At 66.4% G+C, this 17,725-nt stretch carries 18 protein-coding genes; 16 read left to right on the top strand and 2 right to left on the bottom strand.

Going from position 1 to position 17,725, the window contains the following annotated elements; translation table 11 throughout:
* Positions 1–44: 44 nt before the first annotated feature.
* From AC07NY_RS25215 to AC07NY_RS25175, 9 genes are all read left to right on the top strand, one after another.
* Positions 45–1,451 carry a flagellar biosynthesis protein FlgA gene (locus AC07NY_RS25215; protein WP_494586019.1) on the top strand — a complete coding sequence of 469 codons (1,407 nt, stop codon included), beginning with the start codon at positions 45–47 and terminating at the stop codon, positions 1,449–1,451.
* Between the two features lie 52 nt (positions 1,452–1,503).
* Positions 1,504–2,169 carry a GntR family transcriptional regulator gene (locus AC07NY_RS25210; RefSeq protein ID WP_492287887.1) on the top strand — a complete coding sequence of 222 codons (666 nt, stop codon included), beginning with the start codon at positions 1,504–1,506 and terminating at the stop codon, positions 2,167–2,169.
* Between the two features lie 280 nt (positions 2,170–2,449).
* On the top strand, positions 2,450–4,042 hold the full coding sequence (locus AC07NY_RS25205; RefSeq protein ID WP_492287886.1) for an ABC transporter substrate-binding protein: 1,593 nt from the start codon (positions 2,450–2,452) through the stop codon (positions 4,040–4,042).
* A 17-nt stretch (positions 4,043–4,059) separates the two neighbouring features.
* Positions 4,060–4,266, top strand: coding sequence for a hypothetical protein (locus AC07NY_RS25200; protein ID WP_494586018.1), 207 nt, complete (start codon positions 4,060–4,062; stop codon positions 4,264–4,266).
* A gap of 57 nt (positions 4,267–4,323) precedes the next feature.
* Positions 4,324–5,334: an ABC transporter permease subunit gene (locus tag AC07NY_RS25195; RefSeq protein WP_257734634.1), complete on the top strand. Its 1,011-nt coding sequence runs from the start codon at positions 4,324–4,326 to the stop codon at positions 5,332–5,334.
* Between the two features lie 40 nt (positions 5,335–5,374).
* Positions 5,375–6,283, top strand: a complete 909-nt coding sequence (locus AC07NY_RS25190) for an ABC transporter permease subunit (RefSeq protein ID WP_494586017.1) — start codon at positions 5,375–5,377, stop codon at positions 6,281–6,283.
* A 4-nt stretch (positions 6,284–6,287) separates the two neighbouring features.
* The gene (locus AC07NY_RS25185; RefSeq protein WP_494586016.1) at positions 6,288–7,310 is read left to right on the top strand and encodes an ABC transporter ATP-binding protein; all 1,023 of its coding nucleotides are present in this window, start codon (positions 6,288–6,290) and stop codon (positions 7,308–7,310) included.
* Entirely contained in the window at positions 7,307–8,287 is a 981-nt protein-coding gene (locus AC07NY_RS25180) for a peptide ABC transporter ATP-binding protein (protein WP_494586015.1), read from the top strand. The genes AC07NY_RS25185 and AC07NY_RS25180 overlap by 4 nt, the downstream gene beginning before the upstream one ends.
* A gap of 249 nt (positions 8,288–8,536) precedes the next feature.
* On the top strand, positions 8,537–8,935 hold the full coding sequence (locus AC07NY_RS25175; protein ID WP_494586014.1) for a helix-turn-helix domain-containing protein: 399 nt from the start codon (positions 8,537–8,539) through the stop codon (positions 8,933–8,935).
* Positions 8,936–9,189: 254 nt separating this feature from the next.
* Here the strand turns inward: AC07NY_RS25175 and AC07NY_RS25170 are convergent, their stop codons facing one another.
* On the bottom strand, positions 9,190–10,086 hold the full coding sequence (locus AC07NY_RS25170; RefSeq protein ID WP_494586013.1) for a glycerophosphodiester phosphodiesterase: 897 nt from the start codon (positions 10,084–10,086) through the stop codon (positions 9,190–9,192).
* On the opposite strand from AC07NY_RS25170, the gene AC07NY_RS25165 reads away from it, so the two are divergent.
* The 7 genes from AC07NY_RS25165 to AC07NY_RS25135 are packed head-to-tail and all read left to right on the top strand — an operon-like array spanning position 10,067 to position 16,959.
* Positions 10,067–10,906, top strand: a complete 840-nt coding sequence (locus AC07NY_RS25165; RefSeq protein ID WP_494586012.1) for a MurR/RpiR family transcriptional regulator — start codon at positions 10,067–10,069, stop codon at positions 10,904–10,906. The genes AC07NY_RS25170 and AC07NY_RS25165 overlap by 20 nt on opposite strands.
* A gap of 59 nt (positions 10,907–10,965) precedes the next feature.
* Positions 10,966–12,573, top strand: coding sequence for an ABC transporter substrate-binding protein (locus tag AC07NY_RS25160; RefSeq protein ID WP_494586011.1), 1,608 nt, complete (start codon positions 10,966–10,968; stop codon positions 12,571–12,573).
* Entirely contained in the window at positions 12,570–13,433 is an 864-nt protein-coding gene (locus AC07NY_RS25155; protein ID WP_494586010.1) for an ATP-binding cassette domain-containing protein, read from the top strand. Before AC07NY_RS25160 ends, AC07NY_RS25155 begins: the two co-directional genes overlap by 4 nt.
* Positions 13,430–14,422 (top strand): ABC transporter ATP-binding protein, encoded by a 993-nt coding sequence (locus AC07NY_RS25150; RefSeq protein ID WP_494586009.1) that lies wholly within the window; start codon positions 13,430–13,432, stop codon positions 14,420–14,422. The genes AC07NY_RS25155 and AC07NY_RS25150 overlap by 4 nt, the downstream gene beginning before the upstream one ends.
* Positions 14,419–15,144 carry a glycerophosphodiester phosphodiesterase gene (locus AC07NY_RS25145; protein WP_494586008.1) on the top strand — a complete coding sequence of 242 codons (726 nt, stop codon included), beginning with the start codon at positions 14,419–14,421 and terminating at the stop codon, positions 15,142–15,144. Before AC07NY_RS25150 ends, AC07NY_RS25145 begins: the two co-directional genes overlap by 4 nt.
* Positions 15,141–16,076, top strand: a complete 936-nt coding sequence (locus tag AC07NY_RS25140) for an ABC transporter permease (protein ID WP_494586007.1) — start codon at positions 15,141–15,143, stop codon at positions 16,074–16,076. Before AC07NY_RS25145 ends, AC07NY_RS25140 begins: the two co-directional genes overlap by 4 nt.
* A 1-nt stretch (position 16,077) precedes the next feature.
* Positions 16,078–16,959 (top strand): ABC transporter permease, encoded by an 882-nt coding sequence (locus AC07NY_RS25135; RefSeq protein ID WP_494586006.1) that lies wholly within the window; start codon positions 16,078–16,080, stop codon positions 16,957–16,959.
* Between the two features lie 10 nt (positions 16,960–16,969).
* Here AC07NY_RS25135 and AC07NY_RS25130 read toward each other — a convergent pair whose 3' ends face one another.
* Positions 16,970–17,722: an AraC family ligand binding domain-containing protein gene (locus AC07NY_RS25130; protein WP_494586005.1), complete on the bottom strand. Its 753-nt coding sequence runs from the start codon at positions 17,720–17,722 to the stop codon at positions 16,970–16,972.
* Positions 17,723–17,725: the final 3 nt, after the last annotated feature.

Below are 17,725 nucleotides of genomic sequence, written 5' to 3'. Positions count from 1 at the left end.
GCTCGGCGCAGGCTGCGAACCAGACTGCGCCGGAGGAGGGCCGAATGAATTTTCATGCGCACTACGCCGGGCTCACGGAGCCGGTCGAAACCTGCCTCGTCGGCAGCGGCAGCTTCGGGCGCAGCTATCTCGCGCAGTCGCGCCGGACGCGATTGGTCAATGCGCGCATCGCGGTGGATGTGACGGCAGAGGCTGCCGGCAAGGCTTTCGCCGCTGCCGGTTTCGAGCCAGCCGAGATCGCCCTGTGCGAGACCAGCGCCCAGGCGAAGGCTGCCTGGCATGCCGGACGATGCGTCGCCGCGGCGAGCCTCGATGTCGTGATCGACTTGCCCTTCGCGCTTCTCGTCGAGGCGACCGGTAGCCCGGAAGCCGCAACGCGGCACAGCCTCGCCGCGATCGATGCCAAGCGCCATGTCGCGCTGGTCTCGAAGGAGGCCGACAGCGTCGTCGGGCCGGGTCTGGCGCGGCTCGCCCGCGACAAGGGTGTGGTGGTGACGCCGGTCGACGGCGACCAGCCGAGCCTGCTGATCGCGCTGGCGAGCTGGGCCGAAATCATCGGCCTCGAGATCATCGCGGCCGGCAAGTCGAGCGAGTATGATTTCGTCCTCGACGCCGCGACCGGCGACGTCACCTGCAACGGCGTGACCCGCTCGCTGCCGGCGCTGCGGGAGCATTGGCTGCCCGGTTCGCGCTCCATCGTCGCCAATGCCGCCGAGCGCGCGCGCATCCTCGGCGAGGCCTTTCCCCTACGAGCCGTGCCCGATCTCTGCGAGATGACGCTGGTCGCCAATGCACTCGGCTTCTCGGCCGATGCTGCCGGCTTCCATGCGCCGCCGGCTCGCGTTCCGGAACTCGCCGATCTCTTCGCCGAGCGCAGCGAGGGCGGGTTGATGGGCGGCACGCGCCGCATCGACGTGTTCCACCATCTGCGCCTCGCGGAGGAAGCGAGCTTCGCCGGCGGCGTCTTCATCGTCGTGCGCTGCGACAATGCCGAGACCTGGGAGATGCTCGCCGGCAAGGGCCATGTCGTCAGCCGCAGCGGCCAGACCGCCGCGCTCTACCTGCCGCGCCATCTGCTGGGCGTCGAGGTCGCGACCTCGATCCTCGATGCCGCCGGCCTCGGCCGTTCCGGCTATGGCGACGATTATCGGCCACGGCAGGACCTCGTCGCGGTGGCGCAGCGCGACCTCGCGACCGGTACCGTGCTCAAGATGGGCGGGCATCATCACAGCATCGAGAATGTCGGGGCCGAGGTGAGGCCCGCGGCGGCGCTTGCGAACGACCGCCCTGCCCCGTTCTATCTGGTCGCCGACCGGCCGCTCGTCCGCGCGGTCAGGGCCGGTGAGGCCATCCGTCTCGGCGATGTCGAAATCCCCGAAAACTCCGGCCTGCTGGCAATGCGCCGGCGGCAGGATGCGCTCTTTGCCACCGATGAGAGCACGTCCGTTTGACAGCGCGGGAGCTGCGTGCCGTAACGGAGTGGCCGGAAACAATGGAGCAACGATGAGCGAGACGGCGGCCGACTATACTCCGATCATGCGGCGGACCCTCCATGACGAGGTGCTGGAGCGCCTGCGCGACATGATCATCGAGGGGCGGCTCGCTCCCGGCCAGCGGATCAACGAGGGTCAGGTCGGCGCCCAGCTCGGCGTCTCGCGGACGCCCTTACGCGAGGCTATCAAGACGCTCGCCAGCGAAGGGCTGGTCGAGATCCTGCCGGCCAAGGGCGCGATCGTCCGGAAGTTCACGGCGCGCGACCTCGCCGACATCCTCGAAGTCATCAAGAGCCTCGAGCAGCTCGGCGGGCGGATCGCCTGCGCTGAGGCCAGCGACACGACGATCGAGGCGATCCACAAGCTGCACAAGGACATGCTCGCACTCTATGCGACGCGCGACCGGCTCGACTATTTCAAGCTGAACCAGGCGATCCACAGCGCCATCGTCGCCGCCTCCGGCAATGCCGTGCTGGCCGAGATGCACACCACCTTGCAGGCCCGGATCAAGCGGCTGCGCTTCGTCGGCAATGAAGGCCCCGAAAAATGGGCCGGGGCCGTGGCCGAGCACGAGGACATGATGGCCGCCCTACTGAAGCGCGACGCGGACGCGCTGTCGGAAGCGATCGGCCGCCATATGGACACGACGCTGGTGCGGGTGCGCGAGGTGCTCTGAGCGCCTGCCCGAAACGCCGGCTTCGTCTGGAGCCCATAGACTTTCGAATAAGCTCCGGATGACAGGCGAAAACCGCCTCGCGTCAGCGGAATCCGTTCCTGCACAATCGTTTACCTTCGCCCGGAGCCGGCCTTCGCGCCTTCCGAGACGGCTATCCGCGCTTCCTTAATTTCAATAAGCTGTAGACAAGGCGGCCCGGGGACTTCCGCCCACGGAGCTTCCGATACAACGGGGCCATTCACCGCCCTGCTCGGGCGGAAAGGCGTTCAAGGAGACATCCATGAAGACAATTCTGTTGGCGACGCTGTCGGCCGCCGCGCTGATGGCGGCACAGCCGCTGATGGCCAAGACGCTGGTCTATTGCTCGGAGGGCAGCCCCGAGAATTTCGCGCCGAGCGTCAACACCACCGGCACGTCCTTCGATGCGAACACCCAGATCTACGACACGATCGTGCAGTTCGAGCGCGGCGGCACCAAGGTCCAGCCGGCGCTCGCCGAGAAATGGGACATCTCGCCGGATGGCCTGACCTACACCTTCCACCTGCGCAAGGGCGTGAAGTGGCACTCCAACCGCACCTTCAAGCCGACGCGCGACTTCAACGCCGACGACATCATGTTCATGATCGAGCGGCAGTGGAAGGAGAATCATCCGTTCTTCAAGGTGACCAGCTCGAACCATTCCTATTTCAACGACATGGGCATGCCCAAGCTCTTGAAATCGGTCGAGAAGGTCGATGACTACACGGTCAAGATCACGCTGAACCAGCCGGAGGCGCCGTTCCTCTCCGACCTCGCGATGCAATATGCCAGCGTGCAGTCGAAGGAATATGCCGACGCCATGCTCAAGGCCGGCACGCCCGAGAAGATCGATCAGGACCCGATCGGCACCGGCCCGTTCTCCCTGGTGCAGTACCAGAAGGATGCGATCATCCGCTACAAGGCCCATCCTGAGTACTGGGCCGGCAAGGCCAAGATCGACGACCTGATCTTCGCGATCACGCCGGACGCCTCGGTGCGCTGGGCCAAGCTCCAGAAGGGCGAATGCCATGTCATGCCCTATCCGAACCCGGCCGATCTCGACGCCATCAAGAAGGACGCCAATGTCGAGATTCTGGAGCAGCCAGGCCTGAACATCGGCTATCTCGCCTACAACACCACCAAGAAGCCGTTCGACGACGTGAAGGTCCGCCGCGCCATCAACAAGGCGATCAACAAGAAGGCGATCATCGACGCGGTCTATCTCTCCAGCGGCGTCGCGGCGACCAACCCGATCCCGCCGTCGATGTGGTCCTATAACGAGACGATCAAGGACGATCCCTTCGATCCGGAAGCGGCCAAGAAGGAACTGGCCGAGGCCGGCTATCCGAACGGCCTCGAGATCGACCTCTGGGCGATGCCGGTGCAGCGTCCCTACAACCCGAACGCCAAGCGCATCGCGGAGCTGATGCAGGCGGACCTCGCCAAGGTCGGCGTCAAGGCCGAGATCAAGAGCTTCGAATGGGGCGAGTACCGCAAGCGCATGCAGGCGGGCGAGCACCAGACCGGCATGCTCGGCTGGACCGGCGACAATGGCGATCCGGACAACTTCCTGCACACGCTGCTCGGCTGCGACTCGGCCAAGACCAACGGCTCGAACGTCGCCAAGTTCTGCTACCAGCCCTTCGAGGAACTGGTGACGAAGGCGAAGACGGTCACCGACCAGGCCGAGCGCGAGAGGCTCTACCGGCAGGCGCAGGTGATCTTCAAGGAGCAGTCGCCCTGGTTCACCATCGCCCATGCGGTGCAGCTGAAGCCGATCCGCAAGGAGGTGAAGGACTTCAAGCTCTCGCCGTTCAGCCGCCACGTCTTCTACGGCGTCGATATCGGCAAGTGATGCCACAGGCCTGAATCTTGGTGCGGGCCGAGCATTTATTGCTCGGCCCGCACCTGCCTGATTTCGATCATTGCGCCATGGCAGCGCTGATATTTTCAGGTCTTGCGCGCATCGGCGCGCGCCACTGCGAATTCAACGTCGAAATCCACGATTTTCCACGCTTCGTCCTTGATCTTTCTCCCGATCTGGTGTTTTGCGCTCCGCCAAAATTCGAACTTGAATAAAACGACAAGACAAGCCGCTGCGCAGGATGTGCTCCGGCCAAAAAGACTGGCAGAACCATGCTGCGCTTCATCTTCACCCGGCTGAGCCTGGTCGTCCCGACCTTCATCGGCATCACGCTGCTAGCCTTCTTCCTCGTCCGCCTCGTTCCCGGCGACCCGATCGAGACCATGGCCGGCGAACGCGGCATCGACGCCGCCCGCCACGCCCAGCTCCTGACCGAATACGGTCTCGACCGGCCTCTGCTCGTCCAGTACGGCAAATATATCGAGCGGGTCGTACAGGGCGATCTCGGCAAGTCCATCGTGACCCGCGACAGCGTGCTCTCCGAGTTCGGCCAGCTCTTCCCGGCGACGATCGAGCTTGCGCTCTGCGCCATCATCATCGCGCTGCTCGTCGGCCTCCCCGCCGGCATCATCGCCGCGGTGAAGCGAAATTCGATCTTCGACCATGGCGTGATGGGCATATCGCTCACCGGCTATTCGATGCCGATCTTCTGGTGGGGGCTGCTGCTGATCCTGCTGTTCTCGGTGCAGCTCGGCATCACGCCGGTCTCGGGCCGCATCGCGGTGCAGTATTTCATCGAGCCTGTCACCGGTTTCCTGACCATCGACAGCCTGCTCGCCGGGGATATCGACGCCTTCTGGTCGGCCCTGTCGCATCTCGTCCTGCCGGCGATCGTGCTCGGCACCGTGCCGCTCGCGGTCATCGCGCGCATGACGCGCTCGGCCATGCTGGAAGTGCTCGGCGAAGACTATATCCGTACCGCCCGTGCCAAGGGCATGGCGCCGATCCGCGTCGTCGCGCTGCATGCCCTGCGCAACGCCTTGATTCCGGTCGTCACCGTCATCGGCCTGCAGGTCGGCACGCTCTTCACCGGCGCGATCCTGACCGAGACGATCTTCTCATGGCCCGGCGTCGGCAAATGGCTGATCGAGGCGATCAGCCGGCGCGACTATCCCGTGCTTCAGGGCGGCACGCTGCTGCTCGGCGTCGTGGTGATGAGCGTCAATCTCTTCGTCGACCTGCTCTACGGCCTGATCAACCCGCGCATCAGGCACGCGAAATGACCCACCGCTTTTCCTTTTGCTCCCATCGGAGCCTCGCCGCATGAGCACCGAAACCCTGCAAGCCCCGGCCGCCGTGCCGAGCGTAGCCCCGCCCCATCCGCTGCGCGAGTTCTGGACCTATTTCAGCGCCAATCGCGGCGCCGTCGCCGGGCTCGTCGTCATCGTGCTGGTGCTGGTCTGCGCGCTGTTCGCGCCCTGGATCGCGCCGCATGACCCGAACCTGACCAACAACGCGGTCTTCCTGAAACCGCCATTCTGGCAGGCGGGCGGATCGCTCGCCTACCCTCTCGGCACCGACGCGATCGGCCGCGACATCCTCTCGCGCCTGCTCTACGGCGCGCGGCTCTCGCTGGTGATCGGCATCGCGGTCGTCGCGCTCGCGATCGTCGTCGGCATCGTGCTCGGGCTGATCGCCGGCTATTTCAAGGGCATCGCCGATATCGCGATCATGCGCCTGATGGACATCCTGATGACGATGCCGAGCTTGCTGCTCGCCATCGTCATCGTGGCGATCCTCGGCCCCGGCCTGATGAACGCGATGCTCGCCGTCGCCATCGTCGTGCTGCCGCATTACGTCCGCATCACTCGCGCCGCCGTCATCACCGAGGCAAGCAAGGACTATGTCGTCGCCGCCCAGGTCTCGGGCGCGCAGACGGTCCGGCTGATGTTCTCCGAGATCCTGCCGAACTGCGCCGCGCCGCTGATCGTGCAGGCGACGCTCGGCGTCTCCACCGCGATCCTCGATGCCGCGGCACTCGGCTTCCTCGGATTGGGCGCCCAGCCGCCGACCCCGGAATGGGGCACGATGCTCGCCGATGCGCGCGAGTTCGTGCTGCGCGCCTGGTGGGTCGTCACCTTCCCCGGCCTCGCCATCCTCATCACCGTGCTCGCCTTCAACCTTCTCGGTGACGGCCTGCGCGATGCGCTCGACCCCAAGCTGAAGCGCTGATCCCATGCCCCTGCTCGAAATCGAAAACCTCAGCGTCGAATTCCCGACCTCCCAGGGAACGCTGCGCGCCGTCGACCGCATCGACCTCACCCTCGACGAGGGCGAGGTGCTCGGCGTCGTCGGCGAATCCGGCTCCGGCAAGAGTGTCACCATGCTCGCGCTGATGGGCCTCGTCGGCTATCCCGGCCGCGTCCGCGCCGACAAGCTGCGCTTCGACGGCCGCGACCTGCTCACCATGTCCGCCCGCGAGCGCCGCCAGCTCACCGGCAAGGACGTGGCGATGATATTCCAGGAGCCGAGCACCAGCCTGAACCCGTGCTTCACCATCGGCTTCCAGCTGGCGGAGACCCTCAGGAAGCACGAGGGCATGGACAGCAAGGCCGCGAAGCGCCGCTCGATCGAGTTGCTCGAACAGGTCGGCATTCCCGCGCCGGAAAGCCGTCTCAAGGCTTATCCCCACCAGATGTCCGGCGGCATGAACCAGCGCGTGATGATCGCGATGGCGATCGCCTGCAATCCGCGCCTGCTGATCGCCGACGAGCCGACCACCGCGCTCGACGTCACCATCCAGGCACAGATCCTCGAACTGCTGATGACGCTGCAGCGCGAGCGCAACATGGCGCTGGTGCTGATCACCCACAACATGGGCGTCGTCGCCGAAACCGCGCAGCGCATCATGGTGATGTATGCCGGGCAGATCATGGAAGAGCGCAAGGTCGACGCGCTCTTCGCCAATCCGCAGCATCCCTATTCCGCCGCGCTGCTCTCGGCCCTGCCCGAGCGCAGCGAGCATGCGACCCGGCTTGCCACCATTCCCGGCATGGTGCCCGGCCTGAACGACCGGCCGAAGGGCTGCCTGTTCTCGCCGCGCTGCGCCTATGCGACCGAGCATTCGCGCACTATCCAGCCAGAACTCCGGAACTGGGCCGATGGGCGCGTGCGCTGCCACTATCCGCTCGGCGATGCGAACCGGGACGCCGAGCGCGCCCGCGACGAAGCCGGCCAGGCGAAGGAGGCCGTGCGATGAGCCATCCCGTGATCGAAGCGCGCGAGCTGACGCAGATCTACCCGGTCAAGCAGGGCCTTTTCAAACCGCCGGCGCAATTGCAGGCGGTGAACAAGGTCTCCTTCGCTGTCGAGGCCGGGCGCACGCTCGCCGTCGTCGGCGAATCCGGCTGCGGAAAGTCGACGCTGGCCCGCATGGCGACGCTGATCGAGAAGCCGACCGCCGGAGCGCTGACGCTGGACGGGCTCGATGCCGTCTCGCCGCCGACGAGCGAGCGCAGGCGCCTGCGCCGCACCGTCCAGTTCGTGTTCCAGAACCCTTACGGCTCGCTCAACCCACGCAAGAAGATCGGGACGATCCTGGAGGAGCCGCTCAAGATCAACACCGACCTCTCCGCCGCCGAGCGCACCGAGAAGGCGCGCGCGATGATGGCCAAGGTGGGCTTACGCCCCGAGCATTATGCCCGCTATCCGCATATGTTCTCGGGCGGCCAGCGCCAGCGCATCGCGATCGCGCGTGCGCTGATCCTCTCGCCCAAGGTCGTGGTCGCGGACGAGCCGGTCTCGGCGCTCGACATCTCGATCCAGGCGCAGGTGCTGAACCTGCTGGCCGATCTGCAGGACGAGCTGAAGCTCGCCTATCTCTTCATCTCGCACGACCTCAGCGTCGTCCGGCACATCGCCCATGACGTGATGGTGATGTATCTCGGCAATGCCATCGAGCACGGGCCGAAGGAGCGCATCTACGCGCGGCCTCTCCATCCCTATACGCAGGCGCTGCTCGCCTCGACGCCACGCGTCGATGCCGGCAAGCGCGAGCGCATCATCCTGCGCGGCGAACTGCCCTCCCCGTTGAACCCGCCGAAGGGGTGCGTGTTCTCGACGCGCTGCCCGCATGTCACCGATCGCTGTCGGGCCGAGCGGCCGGAAAAGCGCGAGATCGACAGCCGCAAGGTCGCCTGTCACTACGCCGAGGACTTTCTCGCCAAGGCTGCGTAAGCGGCGCTGAGCATCTTCAGTGGCTCCGGCGGCGCGATATCGCGCCGGCCGGAGCAGCTTGGCCCGAGACTGCAGGCTGCCGTTGGGTTCGCGACTATCGGCATCTGGACCTGCCATGAATCCGGCACTGCCATTTGTCCTATCGCAACGCATCCCAGATAATTCTCGTGTAACTTTTGAGATGAACTGGACGAATTCGTGGTTGTGGAGTCACAATGACTTTCCGGCTCGATACCGCGGGAGGGCGGGATGCGTACGGAAGCTGAGGCGATCAACCGCCATATCGGAGATCGGCTGCGCATTCTCCGCAAGAAGCGCGGCCTGAGCCAGGCCGATCTTGGGGCCGTCCTCGACGTCTCGTTCCAGCAGATGGGCAACTACGAGAAGGGCAAGGACCGGCTGAGCGCAGGGGCGCTCTTCATGCTCGCGCGCTTTCTCGGGACCAGTCCGGCGGCCTTCTTCGAGGGCCTGGCCCCGGCCGAGGCCGGATTTGCCGAGGACGCGGCCGATTATGCAACGGCCGACGAAAGGCCGCCGCAATCCAGCAAGCTCGATGCCGCGTTCGGGCGCATCCGCTCGCAGCGCGACCGCGCACTTGCCGTCGCGATCGTGGAAACGATCGCGCGCCGCGACGACGGAGCAGCCTGACCACGAGCACGAGCCGGCTTTTCGGGCAGGCTCTCCGCGAGCCCACCTCATCATTGCAGGCTCGCGGGGCTTCCCCTCCTCCCCGCGTGTTCTGCGAAGCAACCCAGGCGACCGAGTGAAACTGGCCAGCCCGGACTCCTGGATTGCTTCATCGCCCACTCCCCGCAACGGCGGCTTGCGTAGAGGGTCGATCTCACGCCGAAACCGAGGCCCCAGGCCGGGCCAGCTCGCATTTCGGCCAGACGCTGAAAGTTCTAAACGCGCCCCTCGCTCAACTCGCTCCGGATTGAGATGGCGATATCCGGCCGATCGGTCGTGAAGGCGCTCACTCCATCGGCGTAAGCCTTCCTTATCGCCGGTTCGTCATGGGCGCCGTAATAGCCCAGCTTCACAGCCTCGCTGCGGCATGCCTCGCCATCGCCATCCCGGGCGTGCGCGATGCGGATCGCGATCTCGGGTACGCCGGCGGCCCCCGCCTTGCGGCAGATACCGCGAAGGTCGCGCGCGGGGGGCGCCAGCAGCTTGTCGGCGATCAGCCAGATCGTCGGCACCATGGGCGCAAGGCGCAGGAGTTCCGCCAGCGTCGGCAGGTCGAAGGAGGTGAAGGTCGTGCGATCCAGCAGGCGCTTTTCCTGCAACCGCGCCACGACCTGCGCCTCGATCCCCGGATAGCGCACCCCTCCCTGCCGCGTCTTCAGCTCGATGCGCAGCCTGATGCCGCTCGGCTCGAGGATATCGAGGACCTCATCGAAGCTCGGGATGGTTTCGCCATCGGTCCCGATCAGCTCCACCGCCTGCAGCGCGGCCCAGCCCATGTCACCGACCGCGCCTTCGCCTGAGGCCGTCCGGCCGAGCAGCGGATCATGGTGGACGACCAACACGCCGTCGCGGCTGCGATGAATGTCGAACTCGATGAAATCGACCGGAAGGACCGCGGAATTGCGGAAGGCGATGCGGCTGTTCTCGGGCCAGATCCTGGCGCCGCCGCGATGCGAGGCGATGTCCGTCATATCTCTGTAACCATGCGGAGCGATGCCTGTGTATGCAACATAAATTGCCGATAGGCGAGTCTGCAATTTAACTTGCAGAGCGCCGCAAGGCTCCGTTACGCTGGCGGGCATGGAAGAGACGATGAACCTGACGGAGATCATCGCGGCGCGGCAGGACGAACTGACCGAGTCGGATCGCCGGCTGGTCGAGGTTCTCCTGGCCAACCGCACGGCGGGCAGTTTCCTGCCCTCGCACAAGGTCGCCGAGCAGGCCGGCGTGCATGCCTCGACCGCCGGGCGCCTCGCCCGCAAGCTCGGCTTCGCCTCCTATCGCGAGATGCGCGGCGCGCTGCAGGACACCGTCGTCGCCGATCTCGACGCGTCGGTCCGGGTGCGGCGCCGGCTCGACCGGGTGCGCGGCGATTCCCTGCTCGGCTCTGTCGTCGAGGGCGAGATTCGCGCGCTCGGCGCGCTGGTGAGCCAGATATCCGATACGGAGATCGTCGCCGCGGCCGACATGCTGCGGCAGGCCGGGCGCATTCTCGTTGCCGGCGAAGGTCATGCCAGCAGCCTCGCCGATCTGTTCGTGCGGCGCCTCGTCCGCTCCGGCTATCGCGCAACGGTCGTCGCCCATGCCGACTGGCAGGCGGCCGACCAGCTGCTCGGCCTTGCCGTCGGCGATGTCGTGATCGCGCTGATCTTCCGGCATGAAAGCACGGCGATGACCCGCCTCGTCGCCTGCGCCCGCGAGATCGGAGCGAAGACGCTCCTGATCACCGACAGGCGCACCGGCGTTCCCGCCTGCGACATGCAGCTCGTCGCCGCGCGCGGCGAGCAGGGCGAGTTCCATTCGCTGACCGTGCCGATGGCGATCTGCAACACGCTGATCCTGGAACTGTCGCGCACCGATGACGGCCGCTCGCTGGAAACGCTGGCGAAGGTCGAGACCCTGCAACGCCTGTTTCGCGGCAAGCCCGGTTAGGGCCGCCGCAGCCATTTCCGCCCGATCACCGACGAAAACCTGTTCCCCAGGAGAGTGCGATGAAGACCTCGACCATCAGCAAGGCGATCCCGGGGGTCATGCTCGGCGCAGGCCTCGCCGCCATGGCTTGCTCAAGCGCCACCGCGCAGGAGCGGCCCGCCCTCACCGTCGCCGTCAACGAGCTCGCGCGCTCGCTCGACCCCGGCGAGCACACCGGCAATGTCGATACCCGCATCTACTACTCGATCTTCGACACGCTGATCCGGCGCGACTTCGCCAAGCCGAAGGCCGATGGCGGCGCCAGTCTCGTGCCCGGCCTCGCCGAAAGCTGGTCCTGGACGACGCCGACCACCTTCGACCTGAAGCTGCGCCGCGGCGTCGTCTGCCATGACGGCAGCCCGTTCGACGCCAATGACGTGCTGGCGACCTTCTCGCCCGACCGGCTCTGGGGGCCGAAGGCCTATTACCCTGAAGGCCGCGTCTATTTCGGCAATTTCACCAATGTCGAGAAGCTCGACGATTTCACCGTGCGGATCACGGTGGCGCAACATGACCCGATCATGGAGCATCGCCTGTCGAGCTACATGTCCTTCGCGATCTGCGACGAGCCGTGGAACGCCTTCCGCAAGGAGGGCGTCGATTCCAAGGTCTGGATGGACCAGGCCGCCAAGGCCCTGCGCTGGAAGCCAGTCGGCACCGGCCCCTACAGCTTCGTCGACTACCAGAAGAACGACAAGATCACGCTCGCGGCCTTCGATCGCTATTTCGGCGGCCAGCCCGCAGCCAAGTCCATCACCTTCCGCTCGGTGCCCGAGGTCGCGGCCCGCGTTGCCGGCCTCGTCGCTGGTGATTTCGACATCGCGGTCGAATTGCCGCCGGACCAATGGGATGGCTTGAAGCGCTACAAGGATGTCTCGGTGAAGACCGAGCCGCTGGAGAACAGCCATGTCCTCCAGTTCAACACCAGCGACCCCGTGCTCGCCGACAAGAAGCTGCGCCACGCGATGAGCCTGTCGATCGACCGCAAGGCGCTGATCGACGCGCTCTGGAAGGGCCAGACCTATACGCCGAACGGTCACCAGCTCCCGAGCTTCGGGCCGATCTATGTCAAGGAGAACAAGGGCTACGCCTATGATCCGGCGCTGGCCAAGAAGCTGCTCGCGGAAAGCTCCTACAAGGGCCAGGAAATCTCCTACCGGCTGATCCCGAACTACTACCTCTACAATGTCGAGGCGGCGCAGGTGATCCAGGAGATGTGGCGCGCTGTCGGCATCAATGCCCGCATCGACTTCGTCGATAGTTTCAAGGAGGTGCGCAAGCCGGGCGCCCAGGTCTTCGCCTGGTCGAACACCTATCGCGTGCCCGATCCGTCCGGCGCGATCCTGACGCTGTGGGGGCCCGAGAGCGAGAACCAGAAGACCTGGAAGCTCTATGGCGCGAGCCCTGCCTTCAACGACGCCGCCAAGGAGCTGACCGCCGAGACCGACGAGGCCAAGCGCCGCGCCGCCTTCGCCAAGCTGCTGACGGCCTTCGAGGACGATATGCCGATGACGATGCTCTACAACCCCGTCACCGGCTACGGCGTGAAGAAGGGCATCAACTGGACGCCCTACAGCCAGTACTACATGGACTTCCGCCCCTCGAACTTCTCGCTGGCCGCGAAGTGACGGGGAGCGGGCGCAGGATCGGGACCGAGGGGGGCAGCGATGCGCTGCTCTCCGTCGAGGGCCTGACCGTCGGCTTCCGCACCGCGAAGGGCTATGCCGACATCCTGCACGCGGTCTCCTTCGCGGTACGGCCGGGCACGACGACCTGCATCGTCGGCGAGAGCGGCAGCGGCAAGAGCGTCTCCTGCCAGGCGGTGCTTGGTCTGCTGCCAGCGAACGGGCGCCGGACAGCAGGGCGCATCCTGTTCGAAGGGCGCGACCTCGCCGCTGCCAGCGAAGCCGAACTTGAGACGATCCGCGGTCGCGGCATCGGCATGGTGTTCCAGGACCCGCTCGGTTCGCTCAACCCGCTGCACACGGTCGGGACACAGTTGCGCGAGACCCTGCGCCTGCACACCGCGCTCTCCGAGCCGCAGCGTCAGGCCCGCGCGCTGGAGCTGTTGCGCCTCGTCGGCATCCCCGAACCGGAGCAGCGCCTCGCTTCTTACGTCCACCAGTTTTCCGGCGGCATGGCGCAGCGGGTGATGATCGCGATGGCGCTGGCTTGCGAGCCGCGCCTGCTGATCGCCGACGAACCCACCACCGCCCTCGACGTGACCATCCAGGCGCAGATCCTCGACCTCCTGAACAAGCTCAAGGCCGAGCTCGGCATGGCGATCCTGTTCGTCACCCATGACCTGGGCGTCGTCGCGGAAATGGCCGATGATGTGGTGGTGATGCGCCATGGCCGCGTCGTCGAAGCCGGCCCGGCCGAGCGCCTCCTGAACGCGCCCGAAGCGCCCTATACGCGCGAGCTTCTCGCCGCGATGCCGCGTCTCGACGTCGCCGCGCCGGTCTATCGCGAACGGGCAGCGTCATGAGCGCTGCGACCGAGCCCTTGCTGCGCGTCTCTGCCTTGCGCCGCCATTTCGGCGGCGGCCGCTCCTTCCTGAGGACGCAGCGGACCATCCGCGCCGTCGAGGATGTGTCGCTGACCTTGCGCATCGGCGAAACGCTCGGGCTCGTCGGCGAATCCGGCTGCGGGAAATCGACGACGGGCCGCATGATCGTCGGGCTCGAACGGCCGAGCGGCGGCGAGATCCTGTTCAAGGGCCGTGACCTGACCGGCCTGACGCCGAAGGACTGGCAGCGGCAGCGCCGCGACATCCAGATGATCTTCCAGAACCCGCAATCGGCGCTCGATCCGCGCTTGAGCATCGGCCGGCAGATCCGCGAGCCGCTCGACCTGCACGAGATCGGCGAACGCAGCGGGCGCGATGCGGAAGTCCTGCGCCTGATGCAGGCGGTGGCCTTGGCGCCGGAGATGGCCGATCGCTTCCCGCATCAGATCAGCGGCGGGCAGGCGCAGCGCGTCGTGATCGCACGGGCACTGGCGATGAAGCCGAGCCTGATCGTCTGCGACGAACCGGTCTCGGCGCTCGACGTCTCCGTGCAGGCGACGGTGACGGAGCTGCTGCAGGAGCTGCAGGAGCGCTTCGACATCGCCTATCTCTTCATCTCGCACGACCTGCGCGTGGTGAAGAAGCTCTCGCACCGTATCGCGGTGATGTATCTCGGCCAGATCGTCGAGGAAGGCCCGACCGACCCGGTCTATCGCCAGCCGATGCACCCCTACACGATGGCCCTGCTCGCCGCGATTCCGGACCTCTCGGCCTCGCGCGGGGCCCGGCCCGTGCGCCTCGCGGGCGACCCGCCTTCGCCGGCCAACCCGCCGGCCGGGTGCCATTTTCACACGCGTTGCCCTTACGCCCGTCCGCGCTGCTCGGCCGAAATGCCAAGCCTGCGCCCGCTCGGCGAGGGCCGCAGCGTCCGCTGCCATTTTGCTGGTGAACTGGGAGTTGCGTCATGACCCGGCCGCTCGTCATCGCCCATCGCGGCCATTCCGCGCGCTATCCCGAGAACACGCTGGAGGCCTATCGCGCTGCGATCGTGTCTGGCGCCGATCTCGTCGAGACCGATGCGCGGCTCAGCGCCGACGGCGTCGTCATCGCCTCGCATGATCCCGATCTCCTCCGTGTCGCCGGCCGCGACGCTGCGGTCGCGGAGACATCTCATGATGACCTCAAGGCCATCGCCCGCTCCAGCGGCGTGCAGCTCGCGACGCTCGCCGAAGCGCTCAGCGCGATCTGCCCGCATCGCCAGGCGCTGATCGACATCAAGACCGGGGATCTTGCGATCATCGACGCCGTGCTTGGCGTGATCAAGGAACTCGGCGTGCTCGACCGGGTCTGGGTTGGTGCGCGCGAGGTGCTTCAGGTCGCGCATGCCACGCTGACGGTGCCGGGGATCCGGGTCCTCGCCTTTCTGCCCGACAAGGCCAATCCGGATCATTATGCCGCCGCAGGCGCGAGTGCGTTCCGCGTCTGGGAAGGAGCTCTTGACGGCCCTGTCGCCGCGCGGCTGCTCGGACGCGTGCCGGTCTGGGTCACCGCCGGCGGCAAAGGCACGAGCCGCATCGTCGGCGACGTCGATAGCGAGAGCCTTGGCGCTATCCTCGCACATGCGCCGCAGGCCGTTCTACTCAACGATCCCGACCTGCTGACCGGCCTGCAGAGCCGCATGGCCTCATGATGCCGGGCCGGCTTTTCCTGACGAAACTCGCACGCGGTCTCCTGACCGTGTGGCTGATCGTGACACTGACCTTCGTCGCGCTCAATCTCTCGGGCGACCCGATCGAGGCGCTGGTCGGCGATCAGGCTCCCGCCGAAGTCATCGCGCATTATCGCGAGAAATTCGGGCTCGACCGGCCACTTTGGCAGCAATACGTCTCCTATGTCGCAGGGATCGCGCAGGGCGATTTCGGCCTGTCGCTTTCCGATCAGCGGCCCGCCATCGAGCTCATCGCCGCAGCATTGCCGCGCACGCTCCGGCTCGGGCTCACCGCCTTCGTGCTTGGCCTTCTGCTGGGCGTCGGGCTCGGCATCGTCGCCGCGCTCAACCGCAACCGGCCGGTCGACCGCTTCGTCATGAGCTTCGCCGTGCTCGGCTTCAGCCTGCCGAATTTCTTCTTAGGGATTCTGCTGATCCTGCTGTTCTCGCTGCACTGGCGCATGCTGCCGAGTTCCGGCGACCAGACGATCTGGCACCTGATCCTGCCGGCGATCACGCTGGGCACGCATTTCGCCGGCACCTTCGCCCGCTTCACGCGCTCGGCCATGCTCGAAGTGCTGAACAAGCAATATGTCGTCGCCGCCCGGGCCAAGGGCGTGCCGCGGCCGCGCCGCGTGCTCTGGCATGCCCTGCCCAATGCGGCGATCCCGATCATCACGATCATCGGCCTCAAGCTCGGCGATCTCGTCGCCGGCTCGATCATCGTCGAGACCGTGTTCGCGGTACCGGGCGTCGGGCGGCTTCTGGTCAATGCGGTGACCTCGCGCGATTTCGCGCTGGTGCAGGCGATCCTGATCATGACCTCGATCACGATGGTGCTCGCCAATCTCGCCGTCGACGCGATCTACACGCTGATCGACCCGCGCATGCGCGCCGCCCGCTCGGAGAGCTGAGATGGCGCTGTCGAGCCTGTTCCGCCGGAAGGACGATGCGCCGGTCCGCGCCGAGGCACGCTATCCCACCCTCGTGGTCATGGCCCTCATCCTGCTCGGCCTGATCCTCGTGATCTTCCTCTTCGCCGACTGGCTGGCGCCTTACGATTACCGCACCCAATCGCTATTGAAGCGCCTGAAGCCGCCGGCCTTCCTCGGGGGGATGCCGGAGCATCTGCTGGGGACCGACGAGCTCGGGCGCGATGTGCTCAGCCGCCTGATCTACGCGATCCGCTTCAGCGTGCTCGTCGCGCTCGGCGGCACGCTGATCGGCGCCTTCATCGGCACCACGCTCGGCTTCATTGCCGCCCACTTCCGTGGGCTGGCGGAAGAAGCGATCATGATGCTGGCCGACGTGCAGGCGTCCTTGCCCTTCATGATGATCGCGCTGGCGCTGATAGCCCTGTTCGGCGGCGGCTTTTTCCTCTTCGTCGCGATTATGGGCTTCTATGGCTGGGAGGTCTTCGCGCGATTGACGCGCGGCGTCGTCATCGCCGCCAATACGCAGGGCTATGCGACGGCGGTGACCGCGCTCGGCGCGCCGGCCCGACATGTCTATCTCCGGCATGTCCTGCCGAACATCCTGAGCGTGCTGATCGTCCAGTTCACGCTGAATTTCCCGCAGGTGATCCTGCTGGAAACATCGCTCAGCTTCCTCGGCCTCGGCATCCGCCCGCCCCTGACCAGCCTGGGCCAGATGCTCGGCGCCGGCCGCGCCTATCTGACCAGCGCCTGGTGGATCGCTGTGCTGCCGGGCATGGCGATCTTCCTGACGACGATGTCGATCTCGATCGTCGGCGACTGGATTCGCGACCGGCTCGACCCGACGCTGCAATCGCGCTGACCGGCCCCTGTCAGGACAGATCGACCCGGCCGAGGACGCGTCGCGCTGCGGTACGCAACGCACGCTGGTCGTGATAGCCGACCGCCCTGACGATCTGGTGCTGCGCCACGCCGTCGCTCGCCATCGTCATGGCCCTGAGCACACGCAGGCGCGAACGCCAGTCGCCGAAGCTCATGCCCGTCTCGGCCCGGAAGCCGCGCGTCAGGGTACGCCGGCTTGCACCGGCTCGCTCGGCCCAGCCGTCGAGATCGATGTCCAGTGCCGGGTCCTTCAACAGCGCATCGCAGATCCGCCGCAGGCGCGGATCGCGCGGCAAGGGAAGCGTCAGCGCCGTCTCGGGCGCCCGCGCGATCTCGTCGAGGATCAGCGCGGCGAGATGGCCACCGCGCCCGGTCTCGTCATAGAGCAGCGGCTCGGCCGAAAGCGCCTCCAGCGCCGAGGCCAGCAGGGCCGAGACCTCCAGCACGCGGCATCCTGTCGGCAAGACCCCGACCGCCTCGGGCGCGATATAGGCCGAGCACATCGAGACCGCGCCATGCATCCTGACCTCATGCGAAAGCAGTGGCGGAATCCAGAGCGCGTGCCGGGCCGGCAGCACCCATGTCCCATCCTCCGCCCGCACCAGGGTCAGGCCGGCTGTGGCATAGAGCAATTGCGCGCGCGGATGGCTGTGCCAGCCCGTGCTCGCGCCGGCCTCATAGCTCTTCGGCATCACGGCGACGGCACGTGGCACCGTCTGATAGGCCTCGCTCTCGCTGCGCATCAC

Source organism: Allobosea sp. GW821-FHT09G06 (assembly GCF_059416005.1).
This window is presented reverse-complemented; position numbering and strand designations above follow the sequence as displayed.

Bases quoted from the DNA above. Each gene is read 5' to 3' on its own strand.
- AC07NY_RS25215 (WP_494586019.1), top strand. From the start codon at position 45: ATGAATTTTCATGCGCACTACGCCGGGCTCACGGAGCCGGTCGAAACC.
- AC07NY_RS25210 (WP_492287887.1), top strand. From the start codon at position 1,504: ATGAGCGAGACGGCGGCCGACTATACTCCGATCATGCGGCGGACCCTC.
- AC07NY_RS25205 (WP_492287886.1), top strand. From the start codon at position 2,450: ATGAAGACAATTCTGTTGGCGACGCTGTCGGCCGCCGCGCTGATGGCG.
- AC07NY_RS25195 (WP_257734634.1), top strand. From the start codon at position 4,324: ATGCTGCGCTTCATCTTCACCCGGCTGAGCCTGGTCGTCCCGACCTTC.
- AC07NY_RS25190 (WP_494586017.1), top strand. From the start codon at position 5,375: ATGAGCACCGAAACCCTGCAAGCCCCGGCCGCCGTGCCGAGCGTAGCC.
- AC07NY_RS25185 (WP_494586016.1), top strand. From the start codon at position 6,288: ATGCCCCTGCTCGAAATCGAAAACCTCAGCGTCGAATTCCCGACCTCC.
- AC07NY_RS25180 (WP_494586015.1), top strand. From the start codon at position 7,307: ATGAGCCATCCCGTGATCGAAGCGCGCGAGCTGACGCAGATCTACCCG.
- AC07NY_RS25175 (WP_494586014.1), top strand. From the start codon at position 8,537: ATGCGTACGGAAGCTGAGGCGATCAACCGCCATATCGGAGATCGGCTG.
- AC07NY_RS25165 (WP_494586012.1), top strand. From the start codon at position 10,067: ATGAACCTGACGGAGATCATCGCGGCGCGGCAGGACGAACTGACCGAG.
- AC07NY_RS25170 (WP_494586013.1), bottom strand. From the start codon at position 10,086: ATGATCTCCGTCAGGTTCATCGTCTCTTCCATGCCCGCCAGCGTAACG.
- AC07NY_RS25160 (WP_494586011.1), top strand. From the start codon at position 10,966: ATGAAGACCTCGACCATCAGCAAGGCGATCCCGGGGGTCATGCTCGGC.
- AC07NY_RS25150 (WP_494586009.1), top strand. From the start codon at position 13,430: ATGAGCGCTGCGACCGAGCCCTTGCTGCGCGTCTCTGCCTTGCGCCGC.
- AC07NY_RS25145 (WP_494586008.1), top strand. From the start codon at position 14,419: ATGACCCGGCCGCTCGTCATCGCCCATCGCGGCCATTCCGCGCGCTAT.
- AC07NY_RS25140 (WP_494586007.1), top strand. From the start codon at position 15,141: ATGATGCCGGGCCGGCTTTTCCTGACGAAACTCGCACGCGGTCTCCTG.
- AC07NY_RS25135 (WP_494586006.1), top strand. From the start codon at position 16,078: ATGGCGCTGTCGAGCCTGTTCCGCCGGAAGGACGATGCGCCGGTCCGC.
- AC07NY_RS25130 (WP_494586005.1), bottom strand. From the start codon at position 17,722: ATGCGCAGCGAGAGCGAGGCCTATCAGACGGTGCCACGTGCCGTCGCC.